This window comes from Candidatus Glomeribacter gigasporarum BEG34 (assembly GCF_000227585.1).
Lineage (GTDB): Bacteria > Pseudomonadota > Gammaproteobacteria > Burkholderiales > Burkholderiaceae > Glomeribacter > Glomeribacter gigasporarum_B.
On the sequence record NZ_CAFB01000044.1, the window covers coordinates 1 to 18,066 of the forward strand.

General features: G+C 52.7%; 29 protein-coding genes and 3 pseudogenes. 18 read left to right on the plus strand and 14 right to left on the minus strand.

Going from position 1 to position 18,066, the window contains the following annotated elements; all coding sequences use genetic code 11:
• Nucleotides 1-251 precede the first annotated feature (251 nt).
• The 3 genes from CAGGBEG34_RS05235 to CAGGBEG34_RS11690 form a co-directional block, all read right to left on the minus strand.
• A complete protein-coding gene (locus tag CAGGBEG34_RS05235; RefSeq protein ID WP_006682775.1) occupies nucleotides 252-524 on the minus strand; it encodes a helix-turn-helix domain-containing protein in 273 nt (90 codons plus the stop codon).
• Nucleotides 525-824: 300 nt separating this feature from the next.
• A complete protein-coding gene (locus CAGGBEG34_RS05240) occupies nucleotides 825-1,187 on the minus strand; it encodes an HVO_A0114 family putative DNA-binding protein (RefSeq protein WP_006682776.1) in 363 nt (120 codons plus the stop codon).
• Nucleotides 1,184-1,408, minus strand: a complete 225-nt coding sequence (locus CAGGBEG34_RS11690) for a toxin-antitoxin system TumE family protein (RefSeq protein WP_042688182.1) — start codon at nucleotides 1,406-1,408, stop codon at nucleotides 1,184-1,186. Before CAGGBEG34_RS11690 ends, CAGGBEG34_RS05240 begins: the two co-directional genes overlap by 4 nt.
• A 275-nt stretch (nucleotides 1,409-1,683) precedes the next feature.
• Between CAGGBEG34_RS11690 and CAGGBEG34_RS12165 the strand changes: the two genes are divergently transcribed.
• Nucleotides 1,684-1,851, plus strand: a complete 168-nt coding sequence (locus CAGGBEG34_RS12165) for an HNH endonuclease (RefSeq protein ID WP_081463757.1) — start codon at nucleotides 1,684-1,686, stop codon at nucleotides 1,849-1,851.
• Between the two features lie 264 nt (nucleotides 1,852-2,115).
• Here CAGGBEG34_RS12165 and CAGGBEG34_RS05250 read toward each other — a convergent pair whose 3' ends face one another.
• A complete protein-coding gene (locus CAGGBEG34_RS05250) occupies nucleotides 2,116-2,964 on the minus strand; it encodes a reverse transcriptase domain-containing protein (protein WP_275226146.1) in 849 nt (282 codons plus the stop codon).
• Nucleotides 2,965-3,164: 200 nt separating this feature from the next.
• Here CAGGBEG34_RS05250 and CAGGBEG34_RS10130 point away from each other — a divergent pair.
• The 6 genes and pseudogenes from CAGGBEG34_RS10130 to CAGGBEG34_RS05275 all read left to right on the plus strand — a co-directional run.
• A pseudogene (locus CAGGBEG34_RS10130) lies at nucleotides 3,165-3,425 on the plus strand (DUF5372 family protein); the annotation flags it as partial.
• Nucleotides 3,426-3,470: 45 nt separating this feature from the next.
• Nucleotides 3,471-3,803, plus strand: a complete 333-nt coding sequence (locus CAGGBEG34_RS05255; protein WP_042688098.1) for a DUF6788 family protein — start codon at nucleotides 3,471-3,473, stop codon at nucleotides 3,801-3,803.
• A gap of 140 nt (nucleotides 3,804-3,943) precedes the next feature.
• Nucleotides 3,944-6,151 (plus strand): recombinase family protein, encoded by a 2,208-nt coding sequence (locus CAGGBEG34_RS05260; RefSeq protein ID WP_006682778.1) that lies wholly within the window; start codon nucleotides 3,944-3,946, stop codon nucleotides 6,149-6,151.
• A 269-nt stretch (nucleotides 6,152-6,420) separates the two neighbouring features.
• A complete protein-coding gene (locus CAGGBEG34_RS05265) occupies nucleotides 6,421-6,909 on the plus strand; it encodes an IS110 family transposase (RefSeq protein ID WP_050009316.1) in 489 nt (162 codons plus the stop codon).
• Nucleotides 6,906-7,067 (plus strand): antitoxin MazE-like protein, encoded by a 162-nt coding sequence (locus CAGGBEG34_RS10135; RefSeq protein WP_102033281.1) that lies wholly within the window; start codon nucleotides 6,906-6,908, stop codon nucleotides 7,065-7,067. The genes CAGGBEG34_RS05265 and CAGGBEG34_RS10135 overlap by 4 nt, the downstream gene beginning before the upstream one ends.
• Entirely contained in the window at nucleotides 7,055-7,393 is a 339-nt protein-coding gene (locus CAGGBEG34_RS05275) for a type II toxin-antitoxin system PemK/MazF family toxin (RefSeq protein ID WP_420885888.1), read from the plus strand. The genes CAGGBEG34_RS10135 and CAGGBEG34_RS05275 overlap by 13 nt, the downstream gene beginning before the upstream one ends.
• A gap of 168 nt (nucleotides 7,394-7,561) precedes the next feature.
• Here the strand turns inward: CAGGBEG34_RS05275 and CAGGBEG34_RS12170 are convergent.
• Nucleotides 7,562-7,714, minus strand: a pseudogene (locus CAGGBEG34_RS12170) (response regulator); the annotation flags it as partial.
• A 251-nt stretch (nucleotides 7,715-7,965) separates the two neighbouring features.
• Nucleotides 7,966-8,289, minus strand: a complete 324-nt coding sequence (locus CAGGBEG34_RS05280; RefSeq protein WP_050009327.1) for a helix-turn-helix transcriptional regulator — start codon at nucleotides 8,287-8,289, stop codon at nucleotides 7,966-7,968.
• A 644-nt stretch (nucleotides 8,290-8,933) separates the two neighbouring features.
• Between CAGGBEG34_RS05280 and CAGGBEG34_RS05285 the strand changes: the two genes are divergently transcribed.
• The 6 genes from CAGGBEG34_RS05285 to CAGGBEG34_RS05310 all read left to right on the plus strand — a co-directional run bounded on the left by CAGGBEG34_RS05285 (nucleotide 8,934) and on the right by CAGGBEG34_RS05310 (nucleotide 11,076).
• Complete coding sequence (locus CAGGBEG34_RS05285; RefSeq protein ID WP_006682780.1) at nucleotides 8,934-9,197, plus strand: AbrB/MazE/SpoVT family DNA-binding domain-containing protein; 264 nt, start codon at nucleotides 8,934-8,936, stop codon at nucleotides 9,195-9,197.
• On the plus strand, nucleotides 9,181-9,588 hold the full coding sequence (locus CAGGBEG34_RS05290; protein ID WP_006682781.1) for a type II toxin-antitoxin system VapC family toxin: 408 nt from the start codon (nucleotides 9,181-9,183) through the stop codon (nucleotides 9,586-9,588). The genes CAGGBEG34_RS05285 and CAGGBEG34_RS05290 overlap by 17 nt, the downstream gene beginning before the upstream one ends.
• A gap of 100 nt (nucleotides 9,589-9,688) precedes the next feature.
• The gene (locus CAGGBEG34_RS05295; RefSeq protein ID WP_006682782.1) at nucleotides 9,689-9,931 is read left to right on the plus strand and encodes an AbrB/MazE/SpoVT family DNA-binding domain-containing protein; all 243 of its coding nucleotides are present in this window, start codon (nucleotides 9,689-9,691) and stop codon (nucleotides 9,929-9,931) included.
• Nucleotides 9,931-10,269, plus strand: coding sequence for an endoribonuclease MazF (gene mazF, locus CAGGBEG34_RS05300; RefSeq protein ID WP_006682783.1), 339 nt, complete (start codon nucleotides 9,931-9,933; stop codon nucleotides 10,267-10,269). Before CAGGBEG34_RS05295 ends, mazF begins: the two co-directional genes overlap by 1 nt.
• An 11-nt stretch (nucleotides 10,270-10,280) precedes the next feature.
• Nucleotides 10,281-10,487, plus strand: coding sequence for a DUF167 domain-containing protein (locus CAGGBEG34_RS11695; protein WP_238984985.1), 207 nt, complete (start codon nucleotides 10,281-10,283; stop codon nucleotides 10,485-10,487).
• A 142-nt stretch (nucleotides 10,488-10,629) separates the two neighbouring features.
• Complete coding sequence (locus CAGGBEG34_RS05310; RefSeq protein WP_006682784.1) at nucleotides 10,630-11,076, plus strand: hypothetical protein; 447 nt, start codon at nucleotides 10,630-10,632, stop codon at nucleotides 11,074-11,076.
• 18 nt (nucleotides 11,077-11,094) lie between these two features.
• Here the strand turns inward: CAGGBEG34_RS05310 and CAGGBEG34_RS05315 are convergent, their stop codons facing one another.
• The 5 genes from CAGGBEG34_RS05315 to CAGGBEG34_RS05330 all read right to left on the minus strand — a co-directional run bounded on the left by CAGGBEG34_RS05315 (nucleotide 11,095) and on the right by CAGGBEG34_RS05330 (nucleotide 12,774).
• Entirely contained in the window at nucleotides 11,095-11,550 is a 456-nt protein-coding gene (locus CAGGBEG34_RS05315) for an inhibitor of vertebrate lysozyme family protein (RefSeq protein ID WP_158641803.1), read from the minus strand.
• A gap of 7 nt (nucleotides 11,551-11,557) precedes the next feature.
• The gene (locus tag CAGGBEG34_RS12325) at nucleotides 11,558-11,923 is read right to left on the minus strand and encodes a PIN domain-containing protein (protein ID WP_478210142.1); all 366 of its coding nucleotides are present in this window, start codon (nucleotides 11,921-11,923) and stop codon (nucleotides 11,558-11,560) included.
• Nucleotides 11,845-12,054, minus strand: coding sequence for a PIN domain-containing protein (locus CAGGBEG34_RS09660; protein WP_050009328.1), 210 nt, complete (start codon nucleotides 12,052-12,054; stop codon nucleotides 11,845-11,847). The genes CAGGBEG34_RS12325 and CAGGBEG34_RS09660 overlap by 79 nt, the downstream gene beginning before the upstream one ends.
• On the minus strand, nucleotides 12,045-12,386 hold the full coding sequence (locus CAGGBEG34_RS05325) for a UPF0175 family protein (RefSeq protein ID WP_006682788.1): 342 nt from the start codon (nucleotides 12,384-12,386) through the stop codon (nucleotides 12,045-12,047). The genes CAGGBEG34_RS09660 and CAGGBEG34_RS05325 overlap by 10 nt, the downstream gene beginning before the upstream one ends.
• A 112-nt stretch (nucleotides 12,387-12,498) precedes the next feature.
• On the minus strand, nucleotides 12,499-12,774 hold the full coding sequence (locus CAGGBEG34_RS05330) for a hypothetical protein (protein WP_203224838.1): 276 nt from the start codon (nucleotides 12,772-12,774) through the stop codon (nucleotides 12,499-12,501).
• Nucleotides 12,775-13,087: 313 nt separating this feature from the next.
• Between CAGGBEG34_RS05330 and CAGGBEG34_RS09665 the strand changes: the two genes are divergently transcribed.
• The 5 genes and pseudogenes from CAGGBEG34_RS09665 (at nucleotide 13,088) to CAGGBEG34_RS11025 (ending at nucleotide 15,439) form a co-directional block, all read left to right on the plus strand.
• A complete protein-coding gene (locus tag CAGGBEG34_RS09665; protein ID WP_050009329.1) occupies nucleotides 13,088-13,606 on the plus strand; it encodes a hypothetical protein in 519 nt (172 codons plus the stop codon).
• Nucleotides 13,603-14,493: a nucleotidyl transferase AbiEii/AbiGii toxin family protein gene (locus CAGGBEG34_RS05340; RefSeq protein ID WP_006682790.1), complete on the plus strand. Its 891-nt coding sequence runs from the start codon at nucleotides 13,603-13,605 to the stop codon at nucleotides 14,491-14,493. The genes CAGGBEG34_RS09665 and CAGGBEG34_RS05340 overlap by 4 nt, the downstream gene beginning before the upstream one ends.
• Nucleotides 14,494-14,509: 16 nt before the next feature.
• Nucleotides 14,510-14,794, plus strand: coding sequence for a DUF3175 domain-containing protein (locus tag CAGGBEG34_RS05345; protein ID WP_006682791.1), 285 nt, complete (start codon nucleotides 14,510-14,512; stop codon nucleotides 14,792-14,794).
• 17 nt (nucleotides 14,795-14,811) lie between these two features.
• Nucleotides 14,812-15,086: pseudogene (locus CAGGBEG34_RS05350) on the plus strand (DUF6429 family protein).
• Between the two features lie 122 nt (nucleotides 15,087-15,208).
• Nucleotides 15,209-15,439, plus strand: a complete 231-nt coding sequence (locus CAGGBEG34_RS11025) for a (2Fe-2S) ferredoxin domain-containing protein (protein ID WP_158641804.1) — start codon at nucleotides 15,209-15,211, stop codon at nucleotides 15,437-15,439.
• A 50-nt stretch (nucleotides 15,440-15,489) separates the two neighbouring features.
• Here CAGGBEG34_RS11025 and CAGGBEG34_RS11700 read toward each other — a convergent pair whose 3' ends face one another.
• Genes CAGGBEG34_RS11700 through CAGGBEG34_RS11710 form a run of 3 tightly spaced genes read right to left on the minus strand, consistent with a single transcriptional unit; the run spans nucleotide 15,490 to nucleotide 17,697 of the window.
• Nucleotides 15,490-16,050, minus strand: a complete 561-nt coding sequence (locus CAGGBEG34_RS11700; RefSeq protein WP_320408618.1) for an ATP-dependent DNA helicase — start codon at nucleotides 16,048-16,050, stop codon at nucleotides 15,490-15,492.
• Entirely contained in the window at nucleotides 15,975-16,730 is a 756-nt protein-coding gene (locus tag CAGGBEG34_RS11705; RefSeq protein WP_238984986.1) for an ATP-dependent DNA helicase, read from the minus strand. The genes CAGGBEG34_RS11700 and CAGGBEG34_RS11705 overlap by 76 nt, the downstream gene beginning before the upstream one ends.
• Complete coding sequence (locus tag CAGGBEG34_RS11710; protein WP_238984987.1) at nucleotides 16,663-17,697, minus strand: helix-hairpin-helix domain-containing protein; 1,035 nt, start codon at nucleotides 17,695-17,697, stop codon at nucleotides 16,663-16,665. The genes CAGGBEG34_RS11705 and CAGGBEG34_RS11710 overlap by 68 nt, the downstream gene beginning before the upstream one ends.
• Nucleotides 17,698-18,066: the final 369 nt, after the last annotated feature.

The window sequence follows — 18,066 nt, forward strand, 5'->3', positions numbered from 1 at the left end:
TTTCTTGGAGATGGTTTATTTCCCGCTCCCCCTGCTAAAAAGGTGGCGGACCAAAGTAGGGTTAGCAGACCGACCTCCAAGCATCGGCGAGCCTTTGCTTACGCATTAGCTCCCCTACCTGGCCGCCATAGAAGTGACGCCAGTCTTGGAGGATAGGAGGGCTGCTAAACCCTGCCTGATAGCTATTAATATCAGACATCTTAGTATTAATTACTCTTTCAACCCTGTTAAGCTTCCGCAATCAAAAATTATTATTGTTTAACTGATATTTCTTTCAATTTTTCATCGAGTAAAACGGTGAGATATCCAATAGGAACCTCTAAGCCACGGGAAAGCGCTAGCATTGTGTCAAGAGAAGGCAATTGATTTCCTAGCTCCAGCTGAGAAATATAGGCGCGAGCGACTCCACATTTGAATGAAAGCTGTTCTTGCGTAAGCTTGCGTTTTAAACGTAACTCGCGCAACACATGACCAAAAGCGATGGCTGTTTTATGACCCTTTGAGTTTGTGGTTTTCTCTAACATAGCCACGAATTCTGGCTATTGCTAGCAGAGCATGTCTTCTAGTCATTGCTAGATTGATTTCCAATTGTCCTTTTCGAAGGCCGCTTTATTGGAACGCTTACTTTGGTAGGCCCAACAGTCATGTCATCAGCTGCCATCTGGAAATGGATTCTGGAAGCAGCGGAACAATCAATCGACTTAAGGAGTGGAAATGGTATTAGCCGCAAAGCTCACTGTTTGAGCCAGGCCGCATCAGTCCGAGAAAGTTGGTGTTTGATTTTTCTGTAGCAAATTGATCTCAGAAGCCCTTGGCAGAAAAGTCTATGCTGCGACTTCAAGATCAAAATCAATGTGAATAACGCGATACGGCACAATCAATTTTCTCCTCTCATCGCGCTCTATTAACCCGACCTCCTGTAACACTGTGGTATCTTCATGTACACGTTTAACATCTCGCTCCAGTTCTCGCGCTAATCCCCGCAAGCTGATTGGCCCGATGGCCTGTAATTTCTCAAGCAAGGCCCATCGCTTCGGAGTCACCGTCCGAAAAAGTTGCTCAGCAGTGGAAAAAGTGAAACACGCACCCTGTGGCTGGCCTGTTTTCCAAACTTGCTTGAACCGTTGTGCAGCCTCGCGCAAAACCGCATTTGTATCTTTCCGAATCCTGATCGTTGCCGTTTTCATACTTCCTCCCGCGCTTTAACCTCCGCCAAAAACTCTTCAATTAAGGTATCGAGCGTGTTGAATTGCACGTGCTCTCCTTGTCCCTCTATATGCCGATGATCTCCCTTCGGCCTCTCATTGTCATACCCGACGATCCGTTTTCCACCTCGTCCATAGAACAAACGGTATTTATAGTGATGGGAACTGCCTTGGACAGGTTCCGGTATACGCCAGATCACCATTTCCACTCATGCACCTGAAGGCAGTTCTATTCTCTCCCGCAAAAGTAATTCCGCTTTCATATTGACAATCATGCCAACATACAAAGATATTGTCAAATTCGACAATATCAAGTGGCGGCTGGTGACACGACTGTTGGGTCTACCCCCTTTTGCAGGACTAGAACTCTCGACGGAACCCTTCGATCAACCTTTCAGGGCTGGTAGCCCGAAATGCCCCACGGTATCTATAAATCCAATAACCTCAAGGCCGCCGCGTGAACGCCACACAAATCCTTATGCTCTCCAACATCCACCATATCCAACATCAAGCCAACGGGGGCACGCATCGGTACAACAACCTGATACTCATGCACCCAAACTGCCATCGGTCAATACATGCTGCAAAACGAGCGATCCGAAAGCTTGAAGTATCGAAAAAAAGCGATACTTTGATGAGGGCTTGAGCTGCGTGCAGGGAAACTTGCACGCGCAGTTCTGAGAGGCGGGCCTGATGGTGACATCGGGTTCCTACTCGGCGAAACTTCACAGATAAGAACGCTAGAAATTACTCTAGAGTAAAGGAATGACTCAGCAGCGTTAGACTTAGCCTATCTGTTTCTGCGGATTTCTCCGTGCAGTGCCTCATTAGCTTTGTCGTGTCTGGTTCATCATCCCCTTCTCATCCCACCGTACGTTCAGTTTTCCCGAATACGGCGGTCCGACAGTCTTCATCGTGAACCATGCGCAAGGGTTCCTTGATGCTCAAGCACGCCGCCCGCAATATAGGGCATCCCCATTGCGTACAACCTGCTGTTTGGATATTTCTTCCATCCAAACCCGTGGCCTTTCCTTCTATGGGTTAAGTATCTTCGGAACCGGATGTTGATAAAACGCTGTAATCCCTTAAAGGCTTTGCTGGCATTCGTGTGCTTGAAATAGTTGACCCACCCCCACACAATCGGTTTGATCTGCTCGACAAATGTTTCAGGATTAATAGGCGCATTTCGTGATGTCCAAGATTTCAGTCTGTTGCGTATGCTTTGTTGCGCCTGTTTGGAGGGGTGCAGATAGATGGTATTCCTGCCGCCTTTGAGACTCTTTTGCTTGATAAAGTGGATACCCAGGAAATCAAACCCTTGAGTCAGCTTCGTTATCCGCGTCTTCTTGCTATTTAGCGTAAGTCTCATCTCCCTTGCCATTTCAGAGAATGCTTGTAGCGCAGTCTGGGCGCTCTTTCGGCAGACCAGCACGGCATCATCCGCGTAGCGGTGCAAGGTTGCGCCCAGTTTCTCTGGGCACTTTTCTTCCTGCCACTTTCGGTCGATGACGTTCAGGTAAATGTTGCTGTACAACGGGGAAGTCGGGGAGCCTTGCGGCACTCCAATTTTCGTTGGTTGCACACTCCCTTTGTGGCTGATGCCAATCTTGAGCGTTTGTTTGATTAATTTCACCAGGCTTGCATCCGATATCCTGCGACTGATCACCTCTAGGAGCTTATTGTGCGGAATACTGGTGAAGTAAGCCTGGAAATCCATTTCCACAACGCTCCATGCCTGTTGATATAAATCTTGTCTAATCCCCTCACTGGCTTGCTTGGCGTTTCATCTCAGCCTATATACATAGGAGCATTCCTGAAATTCCACTTCAAATATGGGCTCCATGACCCGTTTCATTGCCGTTTGCACAATGCGATCTTCTACCGTTGCGATGGTCAGTGCGAACTGCACATACATCCAAAGAGCCTTTGGGTTGGGTGGAGATCTGACATCCATTTCATCCGCTCAAAGGTCAACGATTTCCAGTCCTGAAGACGCGACGAGTTTCAGGTATCGACACGCTGATCCTAGCGCACTCGGAGCGTGGCAGCTTCAGCCTTAACCGTGAATGGACTGACTGGGGCGCGCTGCCTGCCGAAGGCAATCGTGAAGCCTCGGCATGTTACTTTGATCTTGACATGCTGCTGGAGCTGATCGCTTTGGTCGAGCGCCTCACCACGTTCCCCTCCAAGGAGTCATTTAGGAAAGGGCTTGATCAGTGAACATTGTCGATCTATTATCAGACCATACATTTAACTGGTCTGATAATGCAGGATACTCCATCGTCCACTTTGCGCAGACGCCGCACCCAGTTGGTACGGCAAATGCCAGTGTTGGAGACCCTTTTGCGGGGTTCACTGGTCGAGCGCTACAAGCGTTGTGGCAAACCTGGCTGCAAGTGCGCCCATACTCCCGGTCACGGTCCCAAGTACTACCTATCGGTGAGTTTTTCCGGCCGTCGACCGCAAATGGACTACGTGCCACAAGCCCATTACGTCGACGTTACCAAGCGCCTGGCAAACTATCATCGGGTTCGCGAGATCATCGAAGCGATCTGCGAGATCAACCGCGAATTGTTACGTCGCCGAGAAGCGTTTTAAGGGGACCTGATGAGCCACCAGCCGTTGCCATTGCTCACTCCCTCCGTCGATGCGCAATTTGCTGGCGTGCTGATCGCCAACATGCTCGAAGCTTGGCTCACGGCGGCCCCCGCGACTAGAAGCGACCGAGGAGGCTATGAATGATCACCAAGATCACCGAACAGCACTACAGCAAACCGGCGTACATCTATATCCGTCAGTCGACTCCGGCCCAGGTACGGCATCATCAGGAGAGTACCGAACGCCAGTATGCGCTGCGGGACAAAGCGTTGGCACTGGGCTGGCCAGAGACGGCCATCCGCACGTTGGATCGGGATCTGGGTCAGTCGGGTGCACGGATGAAGGGACGCGAGGACTTCAAGACACTGGTGGCAGATGTCTCGATGGGGCAAGTGGGCGCGGTGTTTGCTTTGGAGGTCTCGCGTCTGGCGCGCTCGAACCTGGACTGGCATCGGTTGTTGGAGTTATGCGCACTCACCCATACGTTGGTTATCGATGCCGATGGCTGTTACGATCCAGGGGACTTCAACGACGGGCTGTTGTTAGGTCTGAAAGGGACAATGGCGCAGGCCAAACTACACTTTTTGCGCGGGCGCCTCCAGGGCGGTAAGCTTAACAAAGCACAGAAGGGGGAATTGCGGTTTCCCCTGCCAGTTGGCCTGTGTTATGACGATGAAGGTCGCATTGTCCTTGATCCCAATGACGAGGTTCGCGGTGCTGTACAGTGGGTGTTTCGCCTCTTTCAGAAAACTGGTAGTGCCTATGCGGTCGTCAAGCGCTTCACGCAAAGCGGCTTACGTTTTCCCAAGCGCGCCTACGGCGGAGCCTGGGCGGGCCAACTCATCTGGGGGCGGCTGAACAAAAGACGTGAACTAGGACAGATTAAGAATCCTTCGTATGCGGGCGTGTATGTCTTTGGACGTTACCAGTACCGCAAGCATATCACTCGCCAGGGAGACGTGCGCCAGCGCGTGCAGCGAGTCCCGAGGGCGGGCTGGCGTGTTCACCTGCCAGAACACCATAAGGGATATATCACCCTGGATGAGTTTGAGCAGAACCAAGCCCACATGGCGCACAATCGGACCAACAGCGAAGAAACCCTGTTGAGCGGCCCGGCTCGTGAAGGCCTCGCGCTGCTTCAGGGGCTACTGGTATGCGGTCGCTGCGGCCGGGCAATCACGATACGCTATCAAGGTCACGGTGGCATCTACCCAGTCTACCTGTGCAGTTGGCAGCGTCGCGAAAGTTTAGCGACCAAAGATTGCATGAGCGTGCGCAGCAGCCTACTCGACGACGCGATCAGCGAAGCGGTGCTCAAGAGGCTACAACCGGCCGAACTCGAACTGGCCGTAACAGCGCTGAAGGAACTTGAGCAACGCGATCAAACCATCATGCGTCAATGGCAAATGCGCATTGAACGTGCTCAATATGAGGCCGCGCTCGCCGAGCAACGCTATCAAGAGTGCGATCCCGCTAACCGATTGGTCGCCGGAACCCTTGAGCGGCGTTGGAACGACGCGTTGCTTCGCCTCGAATCGAGTAAGACCGAGGCTGCCCAATTTCAAAGCCAGAAGGCGCGTATCGTCACGCCTGAGCAAGAGGCCCAAATCCTCGCATTGGCCCGCGATCTACCACGCCTGTGGCATGCTCCGACGACACAAGCGAAGGATCGCAAGCGTATGCTACGGCTCCTTATCCGAGGCATCACGGTGAAGAAATTGTCCGGCCAGCGGCAAATCATTCTGCATATCCGTTGGCAAGGCGGCACCTGTAACGATATCACCGTCAATTTGCCCAAGCCCATCGCCGACGCAATGCGCTATCCGGTGACTATCGTCGAGCAAGTCCGCGAACTGTCGCAGCATTTGTCCGACTCGCAGATCGTTGCGCGCTTCAATCAAGTGGGGCTTCGCAGCCCTCGTGGCAAACCTTGTTGTATATTGGATTGGCCCCATAAAGCTGATCACTTTATGAGGTGGCAGAGAGGAATCGCGTGCAAACAGGTTAATGAAGTACTGGGAGAAAGACAGGATGCTCTCTGCTTTTTATGTTGGTCAAGCTCCGGACAGATGGGAGAGGCTCAAGCCTCGCATCCAATCGGCAAGTATGGGGAGAGCCAACTTTTCAAGCATACAGCTAGAGGAGGATGCAATCCAATGGCAGCTTATATAGGGGTAGATGTCAGTAAACACGTGCTGGATGCACAAATGGGTGCTCATTATTTCCAAGTAGAAAACACAGCCAAAGGACTGAAGAAATTCATCCGGGCACTAGAGAAATTTATTCAATCAGGGAATCCAGTCAGTACGGTGGTCTGTGAAGCCAGCGGTGGCTATGAAAGGGATTGAATGTTGACCGTGCGCAAGGCTGGGTTCCCTATCCATCTCGCCAATGCCAAGCGCGTTCGAGCCTTTGCCAAGAGCAAGGGGTATCTCGCCAAAACAGACAGGATAGACGCCCAGTGGATCTGTGAATACGGGGAGCGATGAAAGTCCAAGGGGACGAGCATCTTCTATCGGCAGAGCAGGCGCAATGAGGGCGGCTGATCAAGCGACGTGAACAGCGGGTTAAGGACCTACAAAGAGATAAAAATCACTTGGAGCATTGTACGGACACGGTGATCAAGCGTTCGCTCAAAGCCCATATTCGTTGGCTGGACAAGGAGATAGGCAACGTTGAGACAGCCATCGAAAAGCAACCCAAAACCGCAGAGATGCAGGAAACGCATGCCTTGTTAACTTCTGTGCCGGGTGTTGGAAATCTTACTGCCTGGCATCTGGAAGCTTTTCTACCGGAGTTAGGTCGTTGTGCTCATCAGTCTCTGGCAGCCTTGGTAGGGGGCGCGCCTTTCAATCACGATAGTGGTAAGCATCAAGGCGAGCGCTTTATGCAGGGGGGAAGGGCGCGCGTGCGGCGCGTGCTCTACATGGCGGCTTTATCGGCGGCTCGTTGCAACGAGGATATGAAAACGTTCTACGAACGCTTACGAGCCGCTGGAAAACCCATAAAAGCTCTGATCGCTGTGTTGCGTAAGCTGCTCTCTATCCTGAACAGCCTCGTCCAGCGCCGCTCCCCCTGGCAGGAAAATCCAGCGCCAACCACTTGACTTGCAACACAGATGCTTGGGTGTCGGATACCAGGCGGCCAGAATTTGCCGAGGAATGCCGCAGACAAGCGCGCAATGTCGCCGCGCATGCGACCCGCGAACGCCGGGTGATGGATTGGGCTGAATCGGTTTCAGATATCACCGGGTGGGATGCTTGAAACGAGGCGATGTATCACCATCGCAGGGGGCGAAGGCGATTACGGCAGTAAACCGCGTCCGGCGATTATCATTCAATCGGATCTCTTTTAACGCCCTGGAAAGCGTTTCTGTTTTGCCTCTGACCAGCGACCTTGAAGATGCGCCCGTTTTTCGCGTTGTGATCGAACCGACCGGACGCAGTGGAATTTCCAAGCTGTCGCAAGCGATGGTGGACAAAATAATGCCGGTTCGCAAAGAACGCATCCGCGATGTGATTGGCGCGCTGGACCGGAAGACGATGATCAAGATTGAAAGCGCTATCATCCTCTTCTATGGCATTGCCTAATGGATATTTTCCAGCCCTGTGCGCGTCGCCTACCGATCTTCGCGTTTGCAGAATTGCTGGACGAGCGCCTCCCACTGATCTGGATGTGCGGGTTTCATTAGGGCAGCATCCGCGCCCTTGTTGAGACAGTCCTGTAATATTTCCTCGCCGTGCTGCCACGTCTGGGAGGCCCAAGTCCAGAAACACGCAATCATACGTACTCGCTTGTGTCAAGGTGAGCGCTTCTCGGCCCTTGTCCGTGATTTCGACCTCACAGCCCGCCATTTCTAGAAAGGTCTTCTGGATCATCTGAAGTGTTGAATTGTCCTCGACGAGCAGCACTTTATAGCACCTCTAGCGCTACCCGTTCCAAAACCCTGGTTTTCCATGACGATTGCCTCTTTAGGTGATGGCTATGCCTAAAGAGATCAGCGTGCAATAGGGCAAAAGAAACAGGTATCCTCTTGCGTGAGGAGCGTTTGATTGTTCGATGTTGTTTTTTTGCTCTAATAAAAACAAGTATTTTTGAGCAAGCGGCTTGCCTGTCTTTAAAACACTGCGTTTCAAAGGGTTTGCGTCGTGATTCAGGCTCCTCATCCATGAGGAGGATATCTAGGATTCTCTATTGTTCCTTTGAGATAGCGCTGCTTCATCGCCTGGCAAATCGCCTCCAGCAGACTGTGACAGCCCAGTTTTCTTTTGGCGGCTTTCAGGCGTGAAATGACGGTGGTTTTTTTGATGCCTAAGCGTTCCCCGATTTCAGCCGAGTTTAGATTCAACTCGGCCAGCCGGAAGCATTCCTGTTCCCGCTGCGTTAACTCAGGAGACAGTATCAGCTCGACCGGCATGAGATAGCTGAACAGCAGTTTGTCGATAAACTGTTCTTTCTCTTCATCTGAAAATTGGGGGCTTTCCAACGATTCTCGGATTGTTTTTGCCAAACTAGAGGGATGAGTGGCGTGCGGGATGGGTCTTGCCCGTTTCTGGTGTGAGGGCGCTTTCCGCATGGATGAAGTCCTGCAAGCAACCCTCACGACGGATCGCTATAGGCAACCGTGTGAGTCTTTGGAGATTCCAGCGCTTTGAAAAAGCAGATAGAACTGGCCAGCCAAGCAGCCGGTCGGCCTGTGCAGGGCGGCCTTTTTTGATGAGCGGCCCGTGTTACGGGCGCAAGTTGTCGTGCGGGCACACCGTGCCCTAAGCTATCGAAAGCCATGATCAACTCCTGTTAGTTGGTCTGTTTAGCAGTCAAGGTATTTGCGGTACCTTGGGTGCGGTTGTCGCAGGGTGGGTTTGACGCCCATTCTGCGGCGGCTCATCGCCACGCCTTCTGATGCTAGTGCTCCGCGTTAGTGCAATGCAACAGGCTGGAAGCGGGCTTTTTTGCCCTCCTTCATGACAATCCGATTGGATCCCGCAACAGGCGTTTTCACGCTCTGAAAGGGACAGCCAGACCACCCTCCTTTTATGTCATGTTATAAATGATGGCACTATAAATTCTAAGCCATGTGACTTATAATGGCACTTATAATAAATGGCAAATGAATAGAGAGGGTGATTGATGAATGTCGTGATGGGGAAGGCGGGCCGGGTAGTCATTCCCGTATCTGTTCGTGAGCAGCTCGCATTATCAGAGGGCACACCGCTTGAGGTCGTTGTTCGTGACAGCATTATCGAGCTGCATGACCGCCGTCGAAAGATTGATAGCATCCTTAATGCCTTCAGCGAACGACTCAAGGGCGATGGTGGTTCACTGGTGGACGCTTTAATAGAGGAACGCCGCGCCGAAGCAGCCCGCGAAGCAGTGCATGATCCTGCTGGATAGCTCGGCACTGCTGGCGGCCTTGCGGCGAGAGCCGGGCGGGGAGCGTGTGGCTGCCGCATTAAGCAGCGGCCGGAGCGCGCTGACAACTGCAAATCTGGCTGAGGTATTAAGCGTATTGGCAACGCGTGCAGGCATGCCCATCTCTGAGACCCTGCGTACCGTCGATCAACTGCCGATTGAAATTGTCAGCGTCTCACGCGAGATCGCCATCCAGAGCGCTGAATTGCACGCACGTTGGCCTAGGAGTGGACTTTCGTTGGGGGATCGCATTTGCCTAGCAGCTGGCATCGTACAGGGTTGGCCTATTCTAACAGCTGACGCGGCCTGGTTACGGCTTGAGACGGACGCGAAGGTTGAACTGATTCGATCAGCGGCGGGTTTGGACGAATAACGCTCCGCGTGGGTAGCCTGCAACCGGCTGAAAGCGGCGCATTGTCTCCTGCTATCTGACCAGGTATAGTATCAACATTGAAGATACATGTGGGGTTCATATGCGAGTGACTGTCAAGAAGTGGGGCAACAGCGCAGCAGTGCGCATTCCTGCCACCATTATGGAAGCCGCGCATCTGAGTTTGGACGAAGCGGTAGACGTGAGTGAAGAAAACGGGCGCATCATCATTGAGCCCGCGCGCGCGAACGAATACGACTTGGCGCAATTATTGGCGGGCATTACGGCGGAGAATTTGCATGCTGAGGTTGATTTGGGTACGGCCGTCGGAGAAGAAGCGTTCTAATGGCGCGTCGCTATGTGCCTGAAGCCGGCGATAGGGTATGGCTGCAATTCGACCCGCAAGCCGGTCATGAGCAAGCCGGACATCGGCCCGCGCTGGTGCTCAGTCCAGCAGCGTATAATGGTAAAATCAGCCTAATGCTGTGCTGTCCCCTGACGACGCAGATCAAGGGCTATCCATTCGAGGTCTCAATTGACGACGACCGCCCAAGCGCGGTACTGGCCGACCAGGTGAAAAGCTTGGATTGGGTCGTGCGTAAGGCGGTCTACAAGGGTAAAGTGTCTTCTGTCGAACTGGCCGAAGTTCGGGCAAAGGCGATTGCCTTAATCGGCAAACCGTAGAACCTGAACGCATGAAAGCGGCGCAATCAAACCTTTTTTCGCAATCAGTCTGCTGGTGCCAGAATGTGGTCGATGGTGTACAGCTTCGGGTCTATATGCAGCCCAACGCGAAGACAACAGAAGCTGCGGGTGAATTCAATGGCGCGCTGAAAATACGCCTGAACGCGCCGCCGGTGGACGGCAAGGCGAATAAAAGCGCTATGCGCCTGGCTGGCTGAACGCTTGAGCGTGCCGAATCATGCGGTGCATCTGGAGACCGGCCATAGCAGCCGATACAAGCAGATTCGTGTTACCGCAGCGGCCCTGGATGCGAAGGTTGTGCGCACCGCATTGTCGGGAAGCCCATAGATTAAGTATCTTATGGATGCAACACTGGCCGAAAGACAGGGTACAACAGAGATGTCCCATTCAAACTGGTTTTATCTTATTTCTGCGTATTTTCTTGCCTTTCTGACGATGCCAGCATGTGCTGACACGGATCAAGACCGACTACCTTACATAGGTCGGCCTGGACAATTGCCGGTCGAAGTCGTAACCCAGTTTCTCAAAAGCCGTCTGAGTGGAGCAGATCATTTTGTTGACTATAAAACGCTGACTATCGTGCAGCACAGTAAGCGGCGGGAAATGTCTGATCAGGTTCATCTGATCGTCATCCAAAAGGGTTTATTAGACGATAGTATTCAGGATATCCGCTGGCGTCTACAATTACGCTTAAATCCTCAAAGACGCTGGCAGATCAACACAGTAAAGGAAGATTTCTCTTGCTACCGTGGCCATAAAGATTGGTCTAGGGCGCGTTGTTCCTAATGGCAATGTGTTAATCCGTTATTTCCAATTGGGATCTGCCCTGAGCTGCCCCATCAGGTGGGCCTTGATAGAATCATCAGGTTTTCCGAACCAGCGATAAGTCGCGTATCTGCTTGGATTCTGAATGGCATCAACTGTATTTTTGATCGTTACCAGAAGTCCCCAAGCCTGCTTTTGATCTTCGCTGAAGATGCCGTAAAAACGATGGCTGCCGCAATGATGTGGTTTGCACATCTCGCCACTGACATAATTTTTCCCAGCGATGAGAACGCTGCTATATGGAGAACTCTTACCCCTTGCCAGACGTACCCAAGCTGGAACATGTTTTTCGCCTTTAAAAAGATTTCGCCAGGCTGTACGGTAGGATAATTGGCTTGCGAGGTCAGCAAAAGTAACTGCCTCGGCTGTAAACGCAGCATACGTGATGGAAATAAAGAGAGGGAATAGAAGAAATCGGCCCAGTTTTTTCATCATCAAAAATCTAAAGGTTCCCCAGCCGGTTGAAGCAGTCGGACATGCGCGCATCACTCATACAGTAACCTACTTGCTGCAAGGCATCCAAGAGCGGACGCGCCTCGTCCAATTTCCCCATACGTCTGGCTTGAACGATTAAGCCAAGCAGCCCAATGTAGCGCACTCCCCGCGCTTTGGCCTCCAGCCGTCCCGCTCTATCATCGATAATGAGAAGGCTTTTGGGATGCTGCTCGGCCAAGCAAATACTGCTGGCTTCGCCTGGATCGATGCCGGGATGGAGGGCGCGCCAACCTGTTATCTCGACACTCGTTTCATGCAGCCATGCTCCGGGTACATAATTTCTGTCTGCCCCTGAAAGGAGCCTGCGTCCAATAGCTCTTGCCGCACGACGGACGTGATCCAGACTTCTCCCAGCAACTGCTGGAGCAGCTCCAGTTCCCCCAGCCGTGAAAGTGCAATCAGCGGTTCTGCGTCGGCGACCACAAAGTGTTGATCTAGGCCCATACCTCATCGGCGACCTGAAGATCATGCTCGATATCCTCCTGGCTTACCGCAACGACCGGAATACCCAGCTTCACCAGCATTGTCATCATGTCTGGCAGTGTCTTATCTGCTATTCGCGCCGCATAGCCTAGAGAGATCGTGTTCTGTTTGAACAAGGCGACAGCCAACGCAACTCGCACACGGTTCACATCGGGTACCCCTAAGCGCTTCAAATCGATCAGCAGCGCTTGGGGTTCGTCCCGATTCATGATGACCACAAAATCATCCTCTTTGGCTGAGCGTAGTGCAGCAGACGGATTGTGCTTAAGTTGACGGATATTGATTGCTTGCATGTATCCTCCTTATGTTCCTCTCAATGTACCCCGCTATGTGGGAATATAGAGTAGTATAAATAGAAGCACAGAAGAATGCTACTCGTCTATGTTTGTGTCTAAGCAGGCTTCACTAGCTTCCGTCTCCCGCTTGCATGCCGTTCCCGCAGCTCGATGTCGATGTATTTGTCCGTGATTGCACTTGAACTGTGCCCTGCATCATCCCGAACATGCTCTCTGGGTCTCGCCGTTTCACATCGTCCGAGATGCCCGTGTGCCGGAGCCAATGCACGGTTACTTCTGAAAGCGCTTCTGCCTCATCCAGAAAGCCATCGGCTTGAAGCCGCGCTTTAGCCCGATCAAAACAGCCCTGAACAATCACCCGAATCTGCAATGTCGATGCAGCCACCACACCTACAAGAAGGCATGAGCAAACGTTGCAAGCGCGTTGAGCGGTGTTGTAATCAGTTTATGACTTACCCTTTGACCGTTCGATTTAGCCGAATGCTCTTAGGGCGGCAGGCCGCCTCTGGGCGGCTTTGCCTTTTTAGAGGCTATATCTTTGCGCACAATTGTCTATATATGGCCTTCTACGTCGATCTCCTTACAAATGGCTGGACCTTTTTTCGCTTTTCCAAAATCACGTTCTGAAGAGAGATGGGGCGATCATCCTTAAACATGTATACTACAAATTATCAATATTGATATGTTTAAGTATAGATGTGAAATTATCCTATCTACTGGAACGGCTGTACCAGCGCGATGAGGCAGAGCAATGGCTATTTCGTGTCTCTGAGATGGTCGCACTGACAGGTGAAGAGGGCGCTCAACTTTACTTAACCTTGCACCGCGCCCGTCAGGCTCACATCGTGGTGGAACTTGCACGCGGATGGCTCTATTTTCCCCGTGCAAGAAGTTTGCCTCCAACACCGTTGGATCAGTTTGCGCTCGAAGTGCGCAGACCGTGTATCACCTATGCCAGCCTTGAAGCCGAACTGTCGCGTAACGGTTGGATACCCCAAGTGCCAACCGTAGAGACTTATATGACAACTGGCCGTGAAGCGCGCTTTGATACGCCGCTCGGTAGCCTGGAACTCGTGCATACGAAAAGAACTGGGGTTCTCAACACCGCCGACATTCAATGGAACCCCGCGCGCGGCATCTGGGTGGCGACATCGGAGCGGGCCTTGCGTGATCTACATCGGGTAGGGCGAAACCTGAATTTAGTGGAGCATCCATGAACCGTCTGCTGGATACTGCTCACCGGATCGCAAGGACGAACGGCCTACTGCGAGATCAAGTGCTCAAGGAGCTGATGCACTATGACATTTTGTCCGTTTTGACGGGATGCGCAGTAGCGTCTCGATTAGTCTTTCAGGGGGGTACAGCCATTCGCTTGTGCTATGGCGGCCTGCGCCTTTCGGAAGACCTGGATTTTGTCTGTGGCCCTGAGGCGCTGGACAGTACGGCGCTGGATGCTTTTGCTATCCAGTTGACCCGCCGTTTTGAACAGGCCTATGACCTCAGACTCAAGATTGAAAGGCCGCCACGTCAAAAGAACCTGATGCGCTGGAAGGTGCGCATCTATTTACCGGATGCAGCGCAGAATCCCAGCATGCCTCAGAGTCAGTTTGTCTCGGTCGAGGTGATGGCCGTTCCCAGTTACGACTCCACCTGGCGTCTGATTCGCGCCCAGTACCCTGATTTACCCGCTGGCGATGCTAGGTCCCTTTATCTATCCGTTGAATCGGAGTCTGAGATCATGGCGGACAAGATTGTGGCATTAGGCGCGCGTCCTTATCTTAAGTGGCGGGATGTGTGGGATGTGGCTTTTTTGTACGATGCGGGGATTCGGGTCACACTAACGCTGGCTGACTGGGTGCTGCGCAAGTTGAGCGACTATGGATTAGATAAAGCGACCTGGCAAGCTGGATTAAAGGAACGGGTCGCACAACTGGCATTACCTGAGCGCTTGACGCCGTACAGAGCAGAAATGAGCCGATTCCTACCGGCGAGCCATCCTCTGATCAAGACAGAGGCCGGTGTTTTGGAGAGCTTCCGTAAGGTAGCCGCTCTCCTGCAAGCAGACCTCCTATTGGGTCGTATGGAATTGAGCGAGGCTGAATAGAATTGATTGAAGTGAGATGAAATGGTCGAAGAAAGTGACGCAACACAGCCATGCGCTGGACCTTGAACCAGGTATTTTTAAATCGCGTGACCCAACCACTATTGCAGCTTCTCTGAAACGTTCGGCAGAAACCAGCCAGCGACGCAAAGGCACACCCTTACAAGCTGCAATGTCGATGCTAAACTTCTACATCAATCGAGCAGGCAAGCATCTCTCAACTGAGCAAAAAGCTATCCTGCAACAGGCCAAAGCACAACTTCGCGTCTTGTTTGGTCGAAAAGACGCGGAAACAGTGAATTAAAAGCAACCCCGCACGCTATGAGCGACTTGTCTGCAGACAACGAAAGCAGTAATTTCAATACAGAGGCGGTTGACGAAACCGTGCTCGCATTGCTGCAGTTGACCCTGCACGATGGTGACCGCGCCTGGAAGGGCCATGATTGGGATGCTCTGGATCGATTGTACAAAAGGGTTTCATTGAAAATCCCGTCAGCAAGGCCAAATCTGTCGTGCTGACCGAAGAAGGATTGCGCGAGTCCGAACGGCTCTTCCAGAAGCATTTTGGATGCTCTTATCAAAAGAAGTGCGCCTGACTACAGCTTCCAGTACCCCGATGGACTTAACCTCCCGTCCGACACAGGACACTTACGTTTTCATGTGCTGCAATGTGCGAGAAAACAAACTCGCCTGTGGCAATGCCCGTGATAGAGACAGGATGCTGGACTATTTTAGGCAGGCCATTCTTGCAAGGCAGGCAGATTTTCAGCCCGGACGGCGCGTGAAAGTGAACCCAAGCGGTTGTCTTTCGCATTGCGCTCAAGGCCCTACTGTCGTGATCTTTCCCGATAATGTTTGGTATCGCTGCCGGACGATAGAGGATATTGACGCGATTGTCGATCAACACCTCGTTCAGGGCACTCCCGTAACGCACTTAACTTTACCATGAGTCTTTGCGCATCTCTCCGACTTGAGGGTAAGAATGCGCATGGGCTCCTTCTAAATGCGTTTCCCCAAACACATTTCCAGCCGCTCGCGTAACAGCGTCAAGCGCTGATGACTCTGACCCGTCCGCACCGCAATCCGCAATGCCTTCTTCTGACCCACCAACACCACCAAGCGCTTGCCCCGTGTAATCCCCGTATACAGCAAATTCCGTGCCAGCATCCGGTAGTGCGACATCGCAACAGGTATGACGACGGCCGGATACTCGCTACCCTGACTCTTGTGAATACTCATGGCATAAGCCAGAGAGAGTTCATCCAGCTCTCTCAATTCGTACCCTACCGACCGCCCCTCGAAATCCACCTGCAGGCTGCCTTCTTCCAGATCGATGGCGACAATATGCCCCACATCGCCATTGAACACTTCCTTGTCATAGTTATTCACTTGCTGAATGACTTTATCGCCGGGCGCAAAGGTAGAACCGAAACGGCTGATGCTCGGTGCACCTTGCGCGTTCAGCTTGGCTTGTAGAGCACCATTCAGCGCCTGCGCCCCACCCCGCCTCGGTGCATGGGAGTGAGCACCTGGATGTCCCGTACCGGATGCAGCCCGAATCGCTTTGGAATACGCTCTGTAACCAGGTACAGGATTTTGTCATGGATCGCTTCCGGTGAGTCTGCTTCTACAAAGTAAAAATCTGACAATTCCGAATCTTCCGGCGTCGGCAGCGGCATCTGACCCTGGTTCACGCGGTGCGCGTTAACAATAATGCGAGAACAGGCCGCCTGCCGGAAAATCTCCGTCAACCGCGCTGTTGGGGTTTTGCCAGACTCAATCAAATCCGCCAGCACTCGCCCTGGCCCGACAGAGGGCAACTGATCGACATCTCCAATCAGTAATAAGGCTGCCTGGGAAGGCAGTGCTTTCAGGAGGTTGTTCATCAGCACAATATCCAGCATGGAGGCTTCATCCACGATCAAGAGATCAGCAGGCAAAGGATTGGCCTGATCATGTTTGAATCGAAACGCCTTTGGATCGAATTCCAGCAGCCGATGGATGGTTTTGTCTGGCCAGCCGGTGGTTTCGGATAGCCTTTTCGCTGCCCGACCCGTTGGCGCACAGAGGGCAATGCGCAAGGAGCAGCCTTGAAGTTTTTTCAGGATGGCAAGCAGGCTTTTAACAGCCGTGGTTTTCCCCACCCCAGGCCCGCCTGTCAGGATAAAGACCTTAGCATTGAGCGCTTCCACCAGCGGCACGCTGGGAAGTAGACAGCGCCAGTCCCGTTTGCTGCTCAACTTGAGTGACGCACTGCGCGGCCTTGAGCGTAACCCAAGGCAAGGGGCCGCTCATCAAGCGCTTGAGATGCTGGGCCACCGAGACTTCTGCTTGATACAACGCCGCCAGAAACACGAGCGGTTGCCCGTCCTTTTCGCTGGGCATCAGGCGTTCCTCAAAGATTGCATCCCCTATCGCGGCCTCCACGATAGGGGCCGGTATCTCCAGCAGCGCCTGCGTCTTCTCTTGAAGGGTCGCGGCAGGCACCGCACAGTGGCCTTCGCTGCTGAAGTTCTGCATCACGTATTCCACACCCGCCATCGCGCGCAGGGGCGAGTCTTCGGGGATATCCAGCTTTCTGGCGAGGGCATCGGCGGTTTGGAATCCGATGCCGTAGACATCGCGGGCCAAACGGTAGGGATTCTCCTGAACCCTGGCGACGGCCTCATCTCCGTAGGTCTTGTAGATGCGCACTGCTCGCGTGCTGCTGATGCCATGCCCCTGAAGGAACACCATGATTGAACGGATCACCTTCTGTTCCTGCCAACTGGCGAGCAGTTGCCGCTTGCGCTTCTCGCCGATGCCGGGGAGTGCCAACAGGCGTTCCGGTTCCTGTTCGATGACATTGAAGACCGCCTTGCCGAAGGCGACAATCAGCTTCTTGGCAAAGTGAGTACCGATGCCCTTTACCATACCGGAGCCGAGATATTTCTCGATACCGACCAAGGAGCTGGGAGCCGTGATTTGGAGATGAGCGGCCTTAAATTGCAGCCCGTGGGTTCTGTCCCGTACCCAGTGGCCATGAGCGTCGATGGATTGTCCGACGTTGAGGTTCAAAGCGGTACCCACTACAGGTATCAAGTCTCTTTTGCCTTTGACCTGAACTTTCAGGACGCAGAATCCTGTGGTCTCGCTATGGAAGGTGATGCGCTCGATGATGCCGGTGAGGGTTTCTGTCGGGGCAGCGGCGTGGACTGTCAGCGGCATAGGTTTAGCGGTTTATCATCGAGCCTGTCTGTCATTGATAGCTGAACGCTTTCTATTTATGCTTTCGCGGATTCGTCAGCATCAGTCTGCAATCCCAAGATAGCCCAACCAACACGGTTGAGTCAGCAAAAAGCAGTATGGGAACAAGCGAAACATCAGCTCAGGCCAGGCACTGGTCAGCCAATACACCCACAAGAAGGCGTGAGCAAACGTTGCAAGCGCGTTAAGCGGTGTTATAATCAGTTTACGACTCACCCTTTGACCGTTCGGTTTAGCCGAATGCTCTTAGGGCGGCAGGCCGCCTCTGGGCGGCTTTGTCATTTCTAGAGGCTATATCTTTGCGCACAATTGTCTATATTGACGGGTACA

What these genes read in the sequence shown, in the direction of transcription:
- CAGGBEG34_RS05235 (WP_006682775.1), bottom strand. Translation starts at nt 524, where the DNA reads ATGTTAGAGAAAACCACAAACTCAAAGGGTCATAAAACAGCCATCGCT.
- CAGGBEG34_RS05240 (WP_006682776.1), bottom strand. Translation starts at nt 1,187, where the DNA reads ATGAAAACGGCAACGATCAGGATTCGGAAAGATACAAATGCGGTTTTG.
- CAGGBEG34_RS11690 (WP_042688182.1), bottom strand. Translation starts at nt 1,408, where the DNA reads ATGGTGATCTGGCGTATACCGGAACCTGTCCAAGGCAGTTCCCATCAC.
- CAGGBEG34_RS12165 (WP_081463757.1), top strand. Translation starts at nt 1,684, where the DNA reads ATGCTCTCCAACATCCACCATATCCAACATCAAGCCAACGGGGGCACG.
- CAGGBEG34_RS05255 (WP_042688098.1), top strand. Translation starts at nt 3,471, where the DNA reads ATGCAGGATACTCCATCGTCCACTTTGCGCAGACGCCGCACCCAGTTG.
- CAGGBEG34_RS05260 (WP_006682778.1), top strand. Translation starts at nt 3,944, where the DNA reads ATGATCACCAAGATCACCGAACAGCACTACAGCAAACCGGCGTACATC.
- CAGGBEG34_RS05285 (WP_006682780.1), top strand. Translation starts at nt 8,934, where the DNA reads ATGAATGTCGTGATGGGGAAGGCGGGCCGGGTAGTCATTCCCGTATCT.
- CAGGBEG34_RS05290 (WP_006682781.1), top strand. Translation starts at nt 9,181, where the DNA reads ATGATCCTGCTGGATAGCTCGGCACTGCTGGCGGCCTTGCGGCGAGAG.
- CAGGBEG34_RS05295 (WP_006682782.1), top strand. Translation starts at nt 9,689, where the DNA reads ATGCGAGTGACTGTCAAGAAGTGGGGCAACAGCGCAGCAGTGCGCATT.
- mazF (WP_006682783.1), top strand. Translation starts at nt 9,931, where the DNA reads ATGGCGCGTCGCTATGTGCCTGAAGCCGGCGATAGGGTATGGCTGCAA.
- CAGGBEG34_RS11695 (WP_238984985.1), top strand. Translation starts at nt 10,281, where the DNA reads ATGAAAGCGGCGCAATCAAACCTTTTTTCGCAATCAGTCTGCTGGTGC.
- CAGGBEG34_RS05310 (WP_006682784.1), top strand. Translation starts at nt 10,630, where the DNA reads ATGGATGCAACACTGGCCGAAAGACAGGGTACAACAGAGATGTCCCAT.
- CAGGBEG34_RS05315 (WP_158641803.1), bottom strand. Translation starts at nt 11,550, where the DNA reads ATGATGAAAAAACTGGGCCGATTTCTTCTATTCCCTCTCTTTATTTCC.
- CAGGBEG34_RS09660 (WP_050009328.1), bottom strand. Translation starts at nt 12,054, where the DNA reads ATGGGCCTAGATCAACACTTTGTGGTCGCCGACGCAGAACCGCTGATT.
- CAGGBEG34_RS05325 (WP_006682788.1), bottom strand. Translation starts at nt 12,386, where the DNA reads ATGCAAGCAATCAATATCCGTCAACTTAAGCACAATCCGTCTGCTGCA.
- CAGGBEG34_RS05340 (WP_006682790.1), top strand. Translation starts at nt 13,603, where the DNA reads ATGAACCGTCTGCTGGATACTGCTCACCGGATCGCAAGGACGAACGGC.
- CAGGBEG34_RS05345 (WP_006682791.1), top strand. Translation starts at nt 14,510, where the DNA reads ATGAAATGGTCGAAGAAAGTGACGCAACACAGCCATGCGCTGGACCTT.
- CAGGBEG34_RS11025 (WP_158641804.1), top strand. Translation starts at nt 15,209, where the DNA reads ATGCTGGACTATTTTAGGCAGGCCATTCTTGCAAGGCAGGCAGATTTT.
- CAGGBEG34_RS11710 (WP_238984987.1), bottom strand. Translation starts at nt 17,697, where the DNA reads ATGCCGCTGACAGTCCACGCCGCTGCCCCGACAGAAACCCTCACCGGC.